The 18,022-nt window shown below is 35.6% G+C and carries 16 protein-coding genes and 1 tRNA gene; 11 read left to right on the top strand and 6 right to left on the bottom strand.

Annotated elements, in window-relative coordinates; all coding sequences use genetic code 11:
- Positions 1 to 123: 123 nt before the first annotated feature.
- Positions 124 to 1,521, top strand: a complete 1,398-nt coding sequence (gene fumC, locus ABYK18_RS03770) for a class II fumarate hydratase (RefSeq protein WP_373035304.1) — start codon at positions 124 to 126, stop codon at positions 1,519 to 1,521.
- Here the strand turns inward: fumC and ABYK18_RS03765 are convergent.
- The 3 genes from ABYK18_RS03765 to ABYK18_RS03755 all read right to left on the bottom strand — a co-directional run bounded on the left by ABYK18_RS03765 (position 1,516) and on the right by ABYK18_RS03755 (position 6,336).
- Positions 1,516 to 1,908, bottom strand: coding sequence for a hypothetical protein (locus ABYK18_RS03765; RefSeq protein ID WP_373035303.1), 393 nt, complete (start codon positions 1,906 to 1,908; stop codon positions 1,516 to 1,518). The genes fumC and ABYK18_RS03765 overlap by 6 nt on opposite strands.
- Positions 1,908 to 4,106, bottom strand: a complete 2,199-nt coding sequence (locus ABYK18_RS03760; protein WP_373035302.1) for a DNA translocase FtsK — start codon at positions 4,104 to 4,106, stop codon at positions 1,908 to 1,910. Before ABYK18_RS03760 ends, ABYK18_RS03765 begins: the two co-directional genes overlap by 1 nt.
- Before the next feature lie 112 nt (positions 4,107 to 4,218).
- Complete coding sequence (locus ABYK18_RS03755; protein ID WP_373035301.1) at positions 4,219 to 6,336, bottom strand: flagellar biosynthesis protein FlgL; 2,118 nt, start codon at positions 6,334 to 6,336, stop codon at positions 4,219 to 4,221.
- Between the two features lie 126 nt (positions 6,337 to 6,462).
- Between ABYK18_RS03755 and ABYK18_RS03750 the strand changes: the two genes are divergently transcribed.
- From ABYK18_RS03750 to tmk, 5 genes are all read left to right on the top strand, one after another.
- Positions 6,463 to 6,546: transfer RNA gene (locus tag ABYK18_RS03750), tRNA-Leu, on the top strand.
- A 41-nt stretch (positions 6,547 to 6,587) separates the two neighbouring features.
- Positions 6,588 to 7,460, top strand: coding sequence for a flagellar basal body P-ring formation chaperone FlgA (flgA, locus tag ABYK18_RS03745; protein ID WP_373035300.1), 873 nt, complete (start codon positions 6,588 to 6,590; stop codon positions 7,458 to 7,460).
- Complete coding sequence (locus tag ABYK18_RS03740; protein WP_373035299.1) at positions 7,457 to 7,981, top strand: UbiX family flavin prenyltransferase; 525 nt, start codon at positions 7,457 to 7,459, stop codon at positions 7,979 to 7,981. Before flgA ends, ABYK18_RS03740 begins: the two co-directional genes overlap by 4 nt.
- 72 nt (positions 7,982 to 8,053) lie before the next feature.
- Complete coding sequence (coaD, locus tag ABYK18_RS03735) at positions 8,054 to 8,554, top strand: pantetheine-phosphate adenylyltransferase (protein ID WP_373035297.1); 501 nt, start codon at positions 8,054 to 8,056, stop codon at positions 8,552 to 8,554.
- On the top strand, positions 8,539 to 9,108 hold the full coding sequence (tmk, locus tag ABYK18_RS03730; RefSeq protein WP_373035295.1) for a dTMP kinase: 570 nt from the start codon (positions 8,539 to 8,541) through the stop codon (positions 9,106 to 9,108). Before coaD ends, tmk begins: the two co-directional genes overlap by 16 nt.
- A 12-nt stretch (positions 9,109 to 9,120) precedes the next feature.
- Here the strand turns inward: tmk and ABYK18_RS03725 are convergent, their stop codons facing one another.
- Positions 9,121 to 9,798 (bottom strand): superoxide dismutase, encoded by a 678-nt coding sequence (locus tag ABYK18_RS03725; protein WP_373035294.1) that lies wholly within the window; start codon positions 9,796 to 9,798, stop codon positions 9,121 to 9,123.
- A gap of 228 nt (positions 9,799 to 10,026) precedes the next feature.
- Here ABYK18_RS03725 and hisS point away from each other — a divergent pair, with 228 nt between their 5' ends.
- The 5 genes from hisS to ABYK18_RS03700 all read left to right on the top strand — a co-directional run bounded on the left by hisS (position 10,027) and on the right by ABYK18_RS03700 (position 16,824).
- Positions 10,027 to 11,238, top strand: coding sequence for a histidine--tRNA ligase (hisS, locus tag ABYK18_RS03720; RefSeq protein WP_373035293.1), 1,212 nt, complete (start codon positions 10,027 to 10,029; stop codon positions 11,236 to 11,238).
- Positions 11,239 to 12,966: a glutamate synthase-related protein gene (locus ABYK18_RS03715; RefSeq protein WP_373035292.1), complete on the top strand. Its 1,728-nt coding sequence runs from the start codon at positions 11,239 to 11,241 to the stop codon at positions 12,964 to 12,966. It begins immediately after the preceding gene.
- A gap of 13 nt (positions 12,967 to 12,979) precedes the next feature.
- Positions 12,980 to 14,809 (top strand): biosynthetic arginine decarboxylase, encoded by a 1,830-nt coding sequence (gene speA / locus ABYK18_RS03710; RefSeq protein WP_373035291.1) that lies wholly within the window; start codon positions 12,980 to 12,982, stop codon positions 14,807 to 14,809.
- An 8-nt stretch (positions 14,810 to 14,817) separates the two neighbouring features.
- Positions 14,818 to 15,519 carry a serine O-acetyltransferase gene (gene cysE, locus ABYK18_RS03705; protein WP_373035290.1) on the top strand — a complete coding sequence of 234 codons (702 nt, stop codon included), beginning with the start codon at positions 14,818 to 14,820 and terminating at the stop codon, positions 15,517 to 15,519.
- Between the two features lie 135 nt (positions 15,520 to 15,654).
- Entirely contained in the window at positions 15,655 to 16,824 is a 1,170-nt protein-coding gene (locus ABYK18_RS03700) for a pyridoxal phosphate-dependent aminotransferase (RefSeq protein ID WP_373035289.1), read from the top strand.
- 24 nt (positions 16,825 to 16,848) lie between these two features.
- On the opposite strand, the gene ABYK18_RS03695 is transcribed toward ABYK18_RS03700, so the two are convergent.
- A complete protein-coding gene (locus tag ABYK18_RS03695) occupies positions 16,849 to 17,052 on the bottom strand; it encodes a hypothetical protein (protein ID WP_373035288.1) in 204 nt (67 codons plus the stop codon).
- Between the two features lie 18 nt (positions 17,053 to 17,070).
- The gene (gene lpxD, locus ABYK18_RS03690) at positions 17,071 to 18,021 is read right to left on the bottom strand and encodes a UDP-3-O-(3-hydroxymyristoyl)glucosamine N-acyltransferase (RefSeq protein ID WP_373035287.1); all 951 of its coding nucleotides are present in this window, start codon (positions 18,019 to 18,021) and stop codon (positions 17,071 to 17,073) included.
- Position 18,022 lies beyond the last annotated feature (1 nt).

Raw genomic sequence — 18,022 nt, 5'->3', positions numbered from 1 at the left:
CTAATTTTCAGATAATGTTTACTTTTGTAACATCTTTTGTGCTGGCATATAATTATCAACTATTCATCCAATGAGATTTTTTGTTATACTCTTTTCTTTATACTCTGCTATAAGGATATTATTATGAAAACATTTAGGACAGAGAGTGATTCATTTGGTGAGCTGCAAATACCATCTGACATGTATTATGGAGCACAATCTGCTCGTTCATTGATTAACTTCCCCATTGGTATAGAAACAATGCCAAAGCCTCTAATACGAGCTTTAGGCATTGTTAAACGCTCCGCCGCACAAGTAAATATGAGCTTCGATGTACTAGATGCAACTATAGGCAAAGCAATTATGCAAGCTGCAGATGAAGTCATAGACGGCAAGTTTAATGATCATTTTCCTCTATCGGTATGGCAGACAGGTTCCGGTACACAAAGTAACATGAATACAAATGAGGTAATATCCAATCGTGCCATAGAAATACTTGGCGGTACAATCGGCTCAAAAATGCCGGTTCACCCAAACGATCATTGTAATATGGGGCAATCATCAAATGATGTATTTCCAACAGCTATGCATATAGCTTCAGCTCAGGAAATAGTACATAAATTACTGCCCTCTTTAAAACATATGTATGAAGAGCTTGATAAAAAATCCCATGACTTCAACCACTTAGTAAAGATAGGAAGAACTCACACACAAGATGCAACTCCAATAACTCTAGGTCAGGAGTTCTCAGGCTATGCAGCACAGATGCACAACTCTATTCGCAGAGCAGAAGCCGTACTGCCTGCGCTATATAAGTTAGCACAAGGCGGGACTGCCGTTGGAACAGGAATGAACTCTATAAAAGGTTTTGACAAGTCATTTGCATCTGAAGTGGCAAATGTTACAAAACTGCCATTTATAACCGCAGAAAACAAATTTGAAGCATTAGCCGCTCATGATGCCCTAGTTGAAGCCAGCGGAGCGCTTAACACGATAGCCGTCAGTCTTATGAAAATAGCAAATGACATTCGTTTTTTGGCATCAGGACCAAGATGCGGGATTGGGGAAATAAGTCTTCCTGAGAATGAACCGGGTTCATCTATTATGCCGGGCAAAGTAAATCCAACACAGAGTGAAGCTCTAACAATGATATCTGCACAGGTAATGGGTAACCATACAACCATATCTATAGCAGGTTCCAACGGGCATTTTGAGTTAAATGTATTTAAACCTGTCATGATTTACAATCTGTTACAGTCTATTCGTTTATTAAGTGATGGATGCCAAAGCTTTACGGACAGATGCATAGTGGGTATTACTGCAAATGAAGAGCGTATAGCAAAACTAAGAGATGAATCGCTCATGCTTGTAACGGCTCTGAATCCTCATATCGGATACGATAATGCCACAAAAATAGCAAAAAAAGCTCACAAAGACGGTTCAACCTTACTTGAAGCAGCTCTCGCTCTTGAGCTTTTAACAGAAGATGATTTTAAAAAGTGGGTAGACCCACAGAAGATGATAGGTCCAAAGGAGTTATAGATTTCTTTTCTTTAACTCTGCATCTACAAATTCTCTCTCATAACCTCTGTAGTTTGCTTTGAGCCAGAGCATATATGAATCAGTAAGGTCACTGTATTGCATCCCTTTGTACTGCCCAAAACCGACTCTTGGCTGAGATGTTTTTTCTATGATGTTTTCTTCACAATAAGCATCTATATTTATGCTTTTTAGTAAAAAAACAAATTCATTAAATTCCAATTTTTTGTAAATAGTGAATTTGTATGTATTAAAGTCAAAAAGACCGTTTCTAACAGCTACAAAGGCTTCTAAAGCCTTTATTTCAGGTACTGTTAGTTGTTCCAGATTTTTTATGTGTACAGTGTAAGAGTTGGCATGTTTTGTAAAAACTAAGTGTGCTCTAGCCATTATAATATTTCACGGACACCTTTAGAGTTTGGAGAGGATAAAACACCTTCTCCTTCTAACTGCTCTATTACCCTTGCAGAGCGGTTATAACCTATTTGCAGTTTTCTCTGCAGATAAGATATAGAAGTCTTTCTATCAGTTAAAATAACATTTCTTGCTTCTTCATAAAGCGGATCCAGCTCTTCGTATGATTCATTTGAAGAGCTGCTGCTTTCACTCTCTTCAATAAGAAAACTCTTATCGTAATTAGGTTCTCTTTGTGATTTTATAAAATCAACGATTTTTTCTATTTCACTCTCCGTACTCCATGGAGCATGAAGGCGAACAAGTCCGGTAGATCCAGGAGGAGTAAAGAGCATATCACCTTTGCCTAAAAGAGACTCTGCACCTTGCTGGTCAAGGATGATTTTAGAATCTATTCTTTGCCCTACTCTGTACGATATGCGAGATGGCAGATTTGCTTTAATGAGACCTGTTACGACATCCACAGACGGTCTTTGAGTTGCTACAACAAGATGTATACCGGATGCTCTTGCCATTTGTGCAAGTCTTGCGATAGAGTGTTCAACATCTTTTCCGCTTGTCATCATCAAGTCGGCAAGCTCATCTATAATTACAACAATATAAGGAAAATGTTCACCACCCTCTTTCTTTACTTTTTCATTGTAGCTTTCAATATTTTTTGTTCTGGTATCACTCATAAGCTCATAACGGCGTTCCATCTCTGAGACCATGTTATTTAATGCGACTATAGCCTGTTTAGCTTTGGTTATAACAGGAGTAAGCAGATGCGGGATATCATTGTATATAGAAAATTCCAGCATCTTAGGGTCAATCATAAGAAGTCTAAGCTGATCAGGCGAGTTTTTATATAAAAGAGAGAGTATCATCGCATTGATACCGACACTTTTACCGCTTCCCGTAGTCCCTGCTATAAGAAGATGAGGAAGTTTTTTAAGGTCTGTAATAAACGGTTTACCCACTATATCTTTACCAAGGACTATAGTCAATGGTGATGATGACTCTTTAAATAACTTGGAGTCAAGCAATTCTCTTAAGTAAATAGTATCGACCGTTTCATTAGGTATCTCTATACCGACAACATCTTTTCCTGGAATAGGCGCTTGAATACGTATGGTTTCTGCACTCAAAGCCATCGCCAAATCATCTTGAAGATTTAAAATCTTTGATACTTTGACATTTGCCGCAGGCTTAAACTCAAAAGTAGATACGACAGGACCGGCATAAGTTCTTACAACGTCGCCGTCTATTTTAAAGTGAGCCAGCTTTTCTATAAGATAGCGGATTTTATCATCTACTTCACTCTCATCTACAGTATGTCCCGTTTTATCAGGTTTTTGTAAAAAGTTTATACTAGGTAGTGTGAAGTTTTTAGGCTTTTCTACCATTCCTTTTTCTATAGTCTCCAAAAGTTTGGTATTTTCTTCAAGTTCGTCAACTATTAAAGCATTCTTTTGCTCTTTAACTTTTGAAGCTATGTCAAGTATTGTATGTGACTCTTTTTCTTCTTTGATGTTAACAGATAAGTTTTCATCTGTGCTGTGTGAAGTTTGCGGAGTCGATTCCACTTCCCAAACATCTTCTTCTTGAACTTTTAAAAATTCAGTGTCATCGTTTTTTCTTAAGTACGAAGGCTCATCATATGTTGTATCAATATTTTCTTTAATATATTCGAAACCATCATTTTTGTCAAAATCGACTTTAGCCTTTTGCTTAGGCATGGTATTTTTAATCATACCCGTAAAAGCAGACGTAAGTTCATGCATATTTTTGTCCAAAAGCATAACCATAGACACAGAGGTGATAATAAACCAAAAAACCCAAAGCCCGAACAGTCCGATATATGGAACTAAAAAATCAACAAAATCTGCACCAAGCTTTCCTCTAAGTTTATCATCTATAATAATAGCCTGTGCCAAAAGAGTGGATGCAAAAAGTAAAAATGAAGCTAGACTGATTTCAAGTTTACGAAGAGTAAATGAGCTGTTTTTATATAAAAAGTACAAAGGTATTAAAAAAGATATAAGATAAGCGTAAGATACATAACCGAAATATTTATGATTATACGATGCAAAAACAGCTCCGTAACTTCCTATAAGACCGCTGTCACCAAAAATAGTTGCAAAACCAAGATAGATTAAAACTCCAAATGTTACGATAAATAAGGTCTCTTTCAAATCACTTTGCCTTTAAAATATAATTAACTGTTTTATTATTGAAGTATAGCCAAAAATGTTCCACTAAGGAATTTTTTTGGCAATTTGCAATCCAAAGTTCATAAAAAAAGTTTTATAAATAGTTTACAAGACTTAATTTCGAAATTTTTCCAACAGTAGAAAGCAGCGATTCGTAGTTAAGAGACAACTTAGTTAAAGTAAGTGAAGCTTCCGCCAAATCTGTATCTATTACCGATGATCTAAGAGTCATCGTACTTATTTCCAAAAGCTCTACTCTCTCTTTAGACATAGTCAAAGCATTTGACTGAGCACCGACCATGGAATGTGAACGGATTACATGGTCTTGAAGAGCGTCCAGCTTATCTATTGCATTTTCAATACCCAGATTTCTCACAGTACCACTTGAAGCATCGGGATAAACCTTATGGTCTTCAACGGCAGTAATCATCTCGTTTATTTCTTTAAAAAAGTCAGTTTTAGGGTCTACTATGGTTACTGCATTGTTTGTATTAAAGGACATAACAGATGCTGAGGCTCCAACAGTAAAATCATTACTGTTTACATCATACAATGAAATTGAAGCATTTGTGTCACTTGCTCCTATCTCTTGGAATTGAATTTTTCCATCATAGCTTAAAAATGTTTGTCCATTAAAATCAGATGCTTTAATAGCAGCATCATAATCAGTATCAACATTTGTGGTTGCCGGATAATTGTCCGTGACAACCATATTTACAACATCCATAAGTTGTTGATAAGTCATATCATCGGCTGCAACTGCCGCTCTTGGAGAGCCCATATCAAAGATATCATATGTACCGGCACTTGCTATTGGAGTAGTCACGGTAAAAGTAGATCCTGCACTCGCAAGATCTATCTGAACATTATAAGCAGCTCCCGTTACATTCGTTCCGGAGAGTTGAAGCTGTGTACCGTCAAGAGAACCGACATTTGGAAGCTGCGATATATCAGCAACTTCAGACAGCTTAGTAGAAGGAGATGCAAAGGAGTTGTCTGCACTTAGTATTTGAGAGAAGTTAGATGATAGCTTAGAACCGTCTTTTGTAAACTGCGTTCTATCGTATACTAAACCTTCAATATTTGTAGCAGCTCCTGTAGCAGATGTAAGTCCTGATTTTATAAACTCTTTTACATACAAACCCGGTGTTCCGCCTCCAGCCAATGTAAGCATAATATCTGAAAATTCATTTTCCCCACCGTCTAAAAGATCCACATCGGTTACATCAGCAACATCTGCACCTGCCGTATCAAAATCTACGGCACCGACCATATGAAAATCAAGCTTACTGGATCCTTTGATTTTATCTTCTACTACTATTTGCCCTGATTTATTGATAGTAACATTAACTACAGTTAAATTCGGGGTATTGCCATACGCATTCCCGATTTGAATCAAAAGTTCATTAACTTTATCATCATCTTTTAAATCTATTTTTGTTTTAATTGCTGTACCATTACTTGAAGTACCTCTAACATAAAAATGATGCTTAGCAGTTACTGTATCGACTACGCCGTCCGTATCACCCATCAAATCTCTGATAGTATTATCCGCAGTTATCGGAGCAGGTATAGTCCCATAATCTTCTCCTGATGTAAAATCATATTTTGTAGTCATATCACTTTGGACAACATTAGTTGTTATTTTTCTTTTAGTAAGGACTTCTTCACCAAAAAACAGCTGATCCCCGGATATATTGTATGCCTGTTGAGACCTTGAACCCAAAAAAGAGTTTAAAGACCCGTCATTGCCGTTATATGTTCCATCAGGAGAAATTGGTCTAATATCGACTGCTGTTCCTGAAAAAAGAAATTGTCCGTTAATAGATGTATTTGCCAGATTTTTAAGATGCTCTTCAACGATTCTAAGTTCATTTGCTATTGCATCTAAAGAGGTGTCACTATGTGAACCACCTGCAGCTTGCACGAGCAGAACCCTCATTCTATCCATCGTCGTACCAAATTCATTTAATACAACATCCGTTTGATTTGAAACTTTGTAACCGCTTTCTGTACTTTTTTTAACCTGTCCCAAGGTAGAAAGTTCATTGTCAAGTCTCATAGTTTCAGCAAATGTTCTAGCGTCATCCTTTGCATATTGTATTTTAAGTCCAGACGCTATCTGTTTGTTTACATCAAAAAGCCTGTCACTCAATTTAGAGTTATTTGATCCATACATAGTCTTATAATACATACTAGATGTTATTCTCATAACGCACCTCCGTTTGCTGTTACAGCATTATATCTTTTATATACTAGCAATAAAAGTTCCATGCCGTCATATCGTCTCAATATTATTTACTTTTAAGTAATAAGTCACTATCATTCCACATAAGTTGCCAGAGTGGTGGAACGGTATACACGGCGGATTCAAAATCCGCTGCCTTCGGGCTTAGGGGTTCAAATCCCCTCTCTGGTACCACTTATTATTATAATATGTTAGAATATACAAAAAGTATTAATATGTTAACTAAACTTATCTCTTTTATCCTCTTACTGTCCTCGTTACTTTTTGCCGACACTACTCTAAAAAGCACTTACTATGTACAATCAGATGACATTTATATATCTGCTATGATAAAAAATGCTCCAAGAAACAAACTGCTTTATAAAATTGAACCCGGTAAATACACAAAAAGAGTAAAATCAAAAGAGTTGATTAAAACATTAAAAGAGCACGGTTACAGAGAAATATCTCCCAGCAGCAGATATGTAAAGTTTGTGAAGAAAAGCCCTATTGATACATCAAAAATAGCATTATATATTAAAAACTACTACTTAAATCATTATAATGAAATGGATATAAAAGAGATTAAAGTTGAACCAAGAGGTTATATAACATCTTTGCCAAAAAAATACACTGTTGAAATTCAAAGAAAAAATTACCTATCAAGAAGTGGTGTCGTTAATATTAAAACTTATCAAAACAAAAAAATATTTTTCAACTATGACATTGTCGCAAATATTCGTATTAATTTATCAAGAAAAAAAATTAAAAGAGATGTCGAACTTACAAATCTAAACACTATAAAAAAGAATATAATTTTTGATAGATTTATGGCGAAACCTGTGCAAAATATAGATTCAAATGCTCTTCAAGCCAAACATCATATAAAAAAAGATAAAATCATAACGACAAGAGATGTCGAAACTCTTAATGTTGTAAAAAAAGATTCTTTTATAAATGTTGTTTTGGACAACAAAAATATGTCTATCACCTTTAGTGCAAAAGCCCTGCAAAGTGGAAAACCAGGTGATATAATAACAATTGAAAAATCAAACGGAAAAAGACTCAAAGTAAGAGTCAGTGGCAAAAACAAGGCGGAAATAAGATGATAAAAAAAATAATAATTGCCACAAGCGGAGCAAGCGGTGTCAATCTGGGAATAAAAACTCTAAAACTGCTTCCAAAAGAGATAGATAAGCATTTCATTATGACAAAAAACTCTAAAACCGTCTTAGATAAAGAAACAAATCTCACAACACATGACAACGAAGACATATCGGCAAGCATCGCTTCTGGATCATTTGGTACAGATGCAATGATAATTGCACCGTGCAGCATGAATACATTGGCTAAAATTGCTTGTGGCATCTCTGACAACCTTGTGACTAGATGTGCCAGTGTAATGATAAAAGAACAAAAAAAGCTTATACTTGCTCCAAGAGAGATGCCGTTTTCAGCCATAGCATTGGAGAACATGCAAAAATTAGCAACACTTGGAGTAATAATCGCTCCTCCTGTAATGGCTTACTATTCAGAACAACAGACTCTTGATGAGATGGAAAACTTTATCATCGGTAAGTGGTTTGACTTACTTGGAATAGAGAATAATTTATATAAAAGATGGGAATAAAATTGATCAGAATTCAAAGTGGAAAGTGCCATTGGTTAGCACTTCTGAAAATTCAATGTAGGGAGGCACTAAATGCCGACTCGTAAAAAGATTGCACTCTACCCCGGTACTTTTGACCCTATTACAAATGGTCATTATGACATTATAGAAAGAGCTTTAGGACTTTTTGATGAACTAATAATCGCAGTTGCTATCTCACAGGATAAAAAGCCTATGTTCACGCTTGATGAACGTATAGAAATGACTAAAAAAGCCACAGAACATTTGGATAATGTAACCGTTCTAGGATTTGACAACTTAACGGTTGAACTTGCAAAAACCCATGGAGCAACCATCCTTATTCGTGGTCTTAGAGCTGTGAGCGATTTTGAGTATGAACTACAACTTGGATATCTAAACAACTCTCTGGATGACTCCATAGAAACTGTTTATTTAATGCCAAAACTAAAACATGCTTTTATAAGCTCTTCGAGTGTAAGAAATCTACTAAAATTCAATGCTAAGACACAACATCTGATACCTGCAGAAGTACAAAAGATTATAGGGAGTATGAATTCATGTACATTACAATAGAAGGTATTGATACGGCAGGTAAAAGCACACAGATACAAAAGCTCCAAGAAAATTTTCCAGATGCCATCATTACCAAAGAACCTGGAGCCACGGCTATTGGCAAAGAGATAAGAGAGATGGTTCTTAGTGCCAAAGCACAAAGTAAAAAAGCCGAATTTCTACTATTTTTGGCAGACCGTGCCGAACATATAAAAGAAGTCATTGAACCAAACTTGGACAAGATGGTTATCTCTGACAGAAGTGTTGTAAGCGGCGTAGCTTACGCTTTGATCCAAGGTGAGATAAGTGAAACGGCAATCTTGCACTTAAACAGATTTGCTACAAACGGGATTTATCCCCAAAAAGTTTTTTTACTTAAACTTACAAAAGAAGAACTTGAGTTTAGACTCTCTCAGAAAAAACTAGACGGCATCGAGTTAAGAGGTTCAGAGTACCTCCTAGGCATACAAGAAGCTCTCATAAAAGCTACAGAACTCCTAGGTTTAGAACTTGTGACCATAGATGCTACAAAGAACATTGAAGAGATAACTAAAGAGATAGTTGAAAATATTTAGTAAATATTTTACTTAACTTGTTACTCTATCTCCGTTTTGCAAGTCATCTAATATTTGACAAAATGGATCATGAATATCATTACACGGTTCTGTTCCTATAAACGTGTCATTGTCTGTTTTGTTAAAAGCCTCTCCTGCAAAATTCCAATTAATATGATCCCAAAATTCTTCCAAATATTTTGGACGTAAATTTCTAAAATCAATATAATAGGCATGTTCCCATACATCACATACAAAGATCGGCACAAGATGTGAGCTTAGAGGAGTATGGGCATTTTCAGTTTTTTTAAGCATCAACTGTCCCTTTGGTTCTCTAACAAGCCAAACCCAACCTGAACCAAACAAAGTTGTCCCCGCTTTAATAAACTCTTCTTTTAAAGCTTCCAATGAACCAAAATCATTGTTTATCTTTGTCAAAAGTTTTCCGCTGGGGTCTTTTTTTACAGGACTAAGACTATTCCAATAAAAAGTGTGATTAAAAACTTGAGCTGCATTATTAAACATTGCTCCTTCTGAATCACGTATTATTGACGATAAAGAGAGTTCATCATATTTTGTATCTTTTATAAGTTCATTTAACTTATTTACATAAGTAGCATGATGCTTATAATAATGATATTTTATTGTCTCCTCCGAGATAAAAGGTTCAAGTGCATTATCTGCAAACGGTAGTTTTGGTAATTCAATCATAACGTATCCTTTTCTAGTCTAAAATATATCACTCTCAAACAATTATAAGATTTTTCTATTAAACTTTATTTAACAAAAACATCTACTTTTTACATAAAATAATAAATAGTAACTATAAGTAAATATTCAACTACATTTGTTTACAAAAACAACAGCTTCGATAAACCTTATATAAGTAAAAAATGGTATCCTTTCATATTAATATTTATCACTTAACTAAGGATACAAATGATCAAGTCACTAAGAGGTATGAACGACATATTAAGTGAAGATTATGAGAGATTTACTCACTTCATTGACACTGCTACGGAGATAGCAAAAAAGTATGGTTATCATTTTATAGAAACACCTCTGCTAGAAGAAACTGCTCTTTTTAAGCGCTCAGTCGGTGAGAGTAGTGATATTGTCGGCAAAGAGATGTATCAGTTTATCGACAAAGGTGATAATGACGTTTGTTTACGTCCTGAAGGAACTGCCGGTGTCGTACGTGCTTTTATACAAAAAAAGCTTGACAAAGCAGGAGGTGTTCACAGATTTTTTTACCACGGTCCTATGTTTCGTTATGAGAGACCTCAAAAAGGAAGACTAAGAGAGTTTCATCAGTTTGGTGTTGAGAGCTTTGGAGTAGAGAGTGTCTATGAAGATGCAACTATGATTATGATGGTCAGTGATATTCTAAAAAAACTCGGCATCGGCTACAGACTTCAGCTAAATTCACTCGGTGACAACAACTGCATGCCTGATTATAGAAACAAACTTGTTAAATTTGTACAAGAATGCGGCGAGGGCATCTGTGAAGATTGTGTTAGAAGATTAGACACAAACCCAATCAGGGTTCTTGATTGTAAAAACGGCTCTTGTCAAACTCTTTACGAAGGTGCACCAAAACTAATTAACTCTCTATGCCAAAACTGTGATGATGATTTTGAATCTCTTAAAAAGATTTTAGATAACAACGGAGTAGCATATGAGATAGACACTAATCTTGTTCGCGGACTGGACTACTATTCTAAAACTGCCTTTGAGTTTGTAAGCGATAATATAGGCTCACAAAGTGCAATTGCCGGTGGTGGGAGATATGACAGACTTGTAGAGTTTTTAGATGGAAAACCCACTCCTGCCGTTGGCTTTGCTATGGGAATAGAAAGACTTATGGAGCTAATTGTAATGCCTGATATAACAAGAGATGGCTATTATATCGGTGCAATGGATGATGAAGCTATTGACTTAGTCATCAAGCTTACACAAGATAAAAGAAAAACTGACAAGACTACAGTTGACTATAAAGCAAAAAATTTACAAAAGCATCTAAAAGCAGCGGATAAAGTAAATGCAAAATTTTGCTGCGTAATAGGTTCAAATGAAATAAAAAACGGCACTATTTGGGTGAAAAACCTGGAAGAAAAAACTGAAGAAGTTATTGATATGAAGGAATTCTAAATGAATCTACTACATTCAATATGGGCTTTATTTATAGACTTTATTGAATTTTTCTTACTGGCTATTGTAACAATAACAGCACTTTTGTACGTGTATGACAAATACGTGCAAAGAAAACATGCATTACTTATAAACTATCCTGTAATCGGTCGTTTTAGATATTTTTTTGAAGCTTTAAGAGAGCCTCTTCGCCAATATTTTGCAGAAGAGACATTTTATGATTCAAAAGATAAAGTTGACTGGGTATATACAGCGGCAAAAGACAGACCAAACTATAAATCATTTTCTGTTTCTCAGCCATTTTCCGGTTCAAGGTTTATCATAAAACATGCTACAAATGTTTTAAACGAGGATGAAGTTGATGATGACACATCAATTATCTTTGGTAAAGATAGAGAAATACCATTTATTTCGCAAACTCCTATTATACGTTCTGCTATGAGTGACGGAGCAATTTCTCCTGAAGCTGTTAGAGCATTTTCTATTGCCGGAGTTAAAACAGACTTAACTATAAATACAGGAGAAGGTTCCTTAACTTCAAACCATCTTTTTACCCATAAACCGGATTTAAATAATGCCGGTTACCTTGAGATTGTAAAAAGCACTCCGTTTGCAGAGTTTCTTTTTAAAGTCGGTGATCTTTTTTTTAATAGACTAGTAGCTTTAAAATGGTACAGAACAGCTTTACTGCATAAAAAAACACAAAACACTTATATATATGATACCACTTCGCACGTCCTGTTTCGTGTCAATTGGAACGCTCCTTTAGAATCATTTCCCAAAGAGGTTCCAAATGACATACCAAACACTATTTTTCAAATGAGTTCAGGACTCTACGGTGTTCGAGATGAAAATGGCAAGTTTGATGAGTTGAAATATAAAAAAGTAATGAAATTTTGCCGTATGACTGAGATAAAAATTGCACAAGGGGCAAAACAGACAGGTGGGAAACTCGCCGCTGCAAAAGTTACTGCCGATATATCATATTACAGAGGTGTTCCTGAAGGGCAGAATGTATTTTCTCCAAACAGATTTCCGTTTGCAGACACTACTTCTCACCTTTTGGACTTTGTTGAGAAATTACAAAACCTTTCTAAGAAACCAGTCGGTTTTAAAATAGTTATCTCAGATGCTAAAGCTGTTGATGATATGGCGCAAGAGATAGCAAAAAGAAAATCAGAAGGTAGAAGCATACCGGACTTTATAACCATAGACAGCGGTGAAGGTGGAAGTGCTACGGCACCTCTTGAGTTAATGGAATCAGTAGGATTAACAACGAACAATGCCTTATATGTGCTGGATGCAATGCTGAAAAAACATGAAATCCGTCAAGATATAAAAATCATAGCAAGCGGTAAAATTCTAACTCCAGATGATGCGATAATAACTTTGTGCATGGGCGCGGACGCCGTTGGTATTGCCAGAGGTTTTATGATGAGCGGCGGTTGTATACGTGCCAGAATGTGTTCGGGTTTTGGCTCTCACGTCTGCCCTGTCGGACTGGCGACTCAAGATGAAAAGAAAAGAGCTTCTTACTTGGTTATCAAAGAGGGTAAAGAAATAGGAAACTATCATACAAACCTTATTAAAGGTATGAAAGTTGTTTGTGCAGTCATGGGTGTGAAGAATATAAATGACGTTAACAAATCACACTTAACTTTTAAAAATCAAAACGGTGAAATATATTTTGATATAGATAAATATTTTCACCATAAACTACATATATAGAGAGAATTAAAAAATGAATGATTTTGGTTTAGAAATATGGTCTAATAAAAATTTTGTAATTGAAGACGGTTTAATAAAGTTAAACTATAAAAGCATGCCTTCTCTTTTGGAAATCACCGAGAAAATTCGTCAAAACAATGTTAAAGGACCTATGCTACTTAGATTTCCACATCTTATAAAAAGACAAATACGAACTCTTTATTCTTACTTTGACAAAGCAATACAAAAAAACAATTATCAGGGTAGTTTTAATGCTGTCTTTCCCTTAAAAGTAAATCAATTTCCGCATGCCATAGAAGCTGTAACATCACAAGGTGCAGAATTTGGTTATGGCTTGGAAGCAGGAAGTAAAGCAGAATTGATATTGGCTATGGGAAAAACTCCCAATGGAGCAAATATCACTGTCAACGGCTTTAAAGATAAAGAGATGATTACACTGGGCTTTATAGCCGCTCAAAGTGGACATAATATAACAATCACAATAGAAGGTTTAGGTGAACTAGAGACCATTATCGAAGTGGCTAATGAGTGTAATCTAAAAATACCAAATATCGGCATAAGAGTGAGACTTCACAGTGCGGGCAGTGGCATCTGGGCAAAAAGTGGAGGAATGGATGCAAAATTTGGACTGACTTCAACAGAGATTATTGAAGCTATAACACTTCTTACTCAAGAAAATATGTTAGATAATCTGACAATGATTCACTTTCATATAGGTTCTCAGATGTCTGATATTGCACCCCTAAAACGAGCTCTTCGTGAAGCAGGAAACATATATGCAGAACTGAGAAAAATGGGAGCAAAAGAGTTAAACAGCATAAATATCGGTGGCGGCTTGGCAGTGGAATATGACCAACATACATACTCAACTTCGAGAAACTACTCTATTGATGAGTTTTCAAGTTCTGTTGTATTTTTACTTGGTGAGATTATGAATGCAAAAAGTGTTAAGCATCCAAACATTTTCACAGAATCAGGAAGATTTATAGTGGCATCTCATGCTGTATTAATCACACCTGTTTTAGAACTTTTTTCACACGATTATCAAGAGAAGCTATTAAACTTTAAACCCGTAAATCCTCCTATCTTAGAAGAATTAAGAGAACTCAACAATCTTCTTAGCAACCAAAATTGTATAGAATACCTGCATGATGCACTAGATCACATGGAATCACTGTTAACTCTTTTTGATTTAGGTTATATAGACTTGCAAGATAGATCCAATGCTGAGATTTTAGTTCACAACATTATTAAAAAAGCTCTCTATTTAAAATCTGCAAATCCTACTGATGAACTAGAACAGTTGCAGGTAAAACTGCAAGAAAGGTATCTTATAAATGCATCTATATTTCAAAGTTTACCTGACTATTGGGGGTTGAATCAACATTTTCCGGTTATGCCCTTACATCATCTAAATACGACACCTCTAAGAGCCGCATCTCTTTGGGATATTACATGTGACAGTGATGGAGAGATAGGATTCAATCCTGATAAACCACTCTATCTCCATGATGTGAACCTTGATGAAGAAGATTACTTTTTGGGCTTTTTCAATGTGGGTGCATATCAGGAAACTTTAGGAATGAATCATAATCTTTTTACACATCCAAATGAATACACAGTAAAAATTGATGATGAAGGTTATAATATTATTAATGAGGTAGAATCAAAAAGCATCTTAAATATCTTAGAATCTATCGGCTATGATAAAGTAGAAATTTTAGAAAAGCTTAAAAATGACTTGATAATGAGTGATTTTATTACAGAAAAAGAAAAAGATGATACACTTGCAAAACTTGAAACTTTTGTAGAGCAAAATGGCTATCTACGAACAACAAACTAGGGGTAATTATGGGACTATTTGCAGATATTAAAGAAGACTTTTCTAATGCTTATAAAAATGACCCTGCCCTGAATTCAAGAATTGATTTTCTTTTCAATTATCCTGGTGTTTGGGCTATTGCATGGTATAGATTAGCTCACAAATTACATAAAGCAAACTTCAAAAGATTAGCAAGAATTATTATGGGATTTACTCAAATAACAACGCATATAGATATACACCCTGCTGCGACAATCGGTAAAAGAGTATTTATAGATCATGGGACAGGTGTTGTTATAGGTGAGACAAGTGTAATAGAAGATGATGTACTAATTTATCAGGGGGTAACTCTTGGCGGTGTATCTTTAACTCACGGAAAACGTCACCCAACAATAAAACAAGGTGCGGTTATAGGTGCCGGTGCTAAGGTTCTTGGTAATATTACAATCGGAGAGTACGCTAAAATCGGTGCTAACTCAGTTGTTGTAAAAGAAGTTCCTGATTGCTCAACTGCTATAGGAATTCCTGCACATGTCATTGAAAAAGGAAGATGTAAAGATCCATTTATGCATAATATGCTTCCTGACATTAACAAAGAGATGTTTGAATACCTGTTAAAAAGGGTTGCCGTACTAGAGCATATACTGGTAGAAGACAACAAAGATCTACTAGAGCAAGATTTAGAACTAGAGACTATCTACGAATCTTTTATCAAAGCTATGAAAAGTTAAAAAAAATCACAAAAATACTTATATATAATATTATTTTAGTATAATACGCGCAATATTTTATTGGAGAATTGTTATAAATTTTTTGAGATTTACTCAAATACAATATAACAATCACCAAGCTAAAGGAATGCACTTATGCTAACTAACCGCGTTAACACACTTTCTGAATCAATCACGATCGCTATTACTACTCTGGCACAAGAGCTAAAAGCTCAAGGAAAAGATATACTTAGTTTTTCTGCCGGTGAACCTGACTTTGGAACACCTCAGGTTATTAATGATGCTGCTATTAAAGCAATCAACGAAGGCTTTAGTAAATATACTGCTGTTGATGGAATAATTGAGCTAAGAACCGCTATAGCTGCAAAACTAAAAAAAGACAATGGTCTAACTTATGCTCCAAACCAGATAATTGCAAACAATGGTGCTAAACATTCACTGTTTAATCTTTTTTCAGCAACTATCGAAAACGGTGCTGAAGTAATCATTCCTTCTCCTTACTGGGTTACTTATCCTGAATTGGTAAACTATTGTGGCGGTAAAGTTGTTGAGATAGAAACGAGTGATGAGACTTCATTTAAAATTACTCCAGAGCAATTAAAAGCTGCAATTACGCCTAAAACTAGAATACTGATTTTAACAACTCCTTCTAACCCTACAGGCTCTATATACTCAAAAGAAGAGCTAATTGAACTTGGAAAAGTTTTAGAAGGAACTGATATTATTGTTGCGAGTGACGAGATGTATGAAAAACTAACTTATGAAGGCACATTCACTTCATGTGCTGCAGTTAGTGATGATATGTTTAAAAGAACTGTTACTATTAATGGACTTAGCAAATCAGTAGCAATGACCGGCTGGAGATTTGGCTATATGGCAGCAGCAGATACTGAACTTATAAAAGCTACAAAAAAACTGCAAAGTCAAAGTACTTCAAATATCAATTCAATCACTCAAAAAGCTGCTATTGCAGGTCTTGACGGCAGCGCAGACGCTGATATAGCAATGATGAGAGAAGCCTTTATAGAGCGTAGAGACGAAGCTGTAAAACTTATTAATGAGATAGACGGACTTAGTGTTGTAAAACCTGACGGAGCTTTTTACCTCTTCGTAAATATAAAAGAAGTAAGTTCCGATTCGCTTACATTCGCAAAAGAATTATTGGATAAAAAACTTGTTGCCGTAGTTCCTGGCGTTGCTTTTGGCAGTGAAGGTTACTTTAGAATGAGCTTCGCTACAGATATCAATACTATTCGCACAGGTATTGCCAGAATCGCAGAATTTGTAGCTGAGCTAAAAAAATAAATTTAAGTTTAAAGTAGGTCTACCCTACTTTAAAGCTTTTAATGCCTCAATAACTTCATCTAAGTTTTCAAGAGGAAGATGGACTTTCCACTCAGGAGCGTCTACATTCCCGGATAATGAAATACCTATGCTAGCTACGGTACCACTATCTTTTCCATACGGTTCTACTAACTTAGCAATCGAAATAACACCTTTTTTCGTTCCGCTTAATGCAATTGTCTTTGACATTATATATTCCTTTATAAGTTATTTTAATAGTCTAGCTATTTTAACCTGAAGCTTCAACCATAATTTATGATCCATTAAAGGAAAACCAGCAAAAGTCAAGCCGCTCTCAGTGATACTTTTAGTAATACCGCTTCTTGCTGCAAATGTAGAAAAGGGTGCTATCTCTAAGTGTCCTGCAAATGCAGCCTGTCCACCAACAACGACATTTCGTCCCAGTTTAGTTGAACCTGCACTTCCTGATTGTGCTACAAATACTGAATATTCACCTATCTCACAGTTGTGTCCTATTTGGACAAGGTTGTCTATGCGGACACCTTTTTTTATAAGAGTAGTCCCAAATACTGCACGGTCAACACTAACATTACTTCCAATTTCAACATCATCTTCTATAACAACATTTCCATTTTGGTAGATTTTTTTATGTTCGCCAAGCTTATTTGTGGCAAAACCAAAACCGTCTGCACCTATAGCCGTGTTTGAGTGAATAATACAATCACTTCCAATGACGCAATCTCTATATACGGTTACACTTGGATAAATTATAGTGTTATCACCAATCACAGCCTCGGCACCTATGTAAACGTGTGCCAAAATTGTACAGTTTTTACCTATTTTCGCACCATTAGCAATTTCTGCTTTAGGAGAGACTTTTGTGCCCTCTCCTATTTGTGCTTTTGGCAAATCATCATTCTCAATCACAGGGGCGAAATATTTTGATAGAATTGCCATGGACCAATAAGAGTTTTCTACGACTAAAGCAACACAACCCTCAGGTAAATGTTCTACAAAAGAAGCCGGAACTATTACAGCAGCGGCATTTGTAGTTTGTATATCTTTGATATATTTTGAGTTAGCCACAAAAGAGACTTCACTTGAAGTCGCATCTTTAAGAGCATTCATGCCGCTTATTTCTATATCAGCACCGCTAAATTCAGTCTCGAGTATGATTGCTATAGAGCTTAACGTCATT

This window comes from Sulfurimonas sp., assembly GCF_041563495.1.
Lineage (GTDB): Bacteria > Campylobacterota > Campylobacteria > Campylobacterales > Sulfurimonadaceae > Sulfurimonas.
Note: the sequence above shows the minus strand (reverse complement) of the source record. Positions and strands in the feature narration are given on the sequence as shown.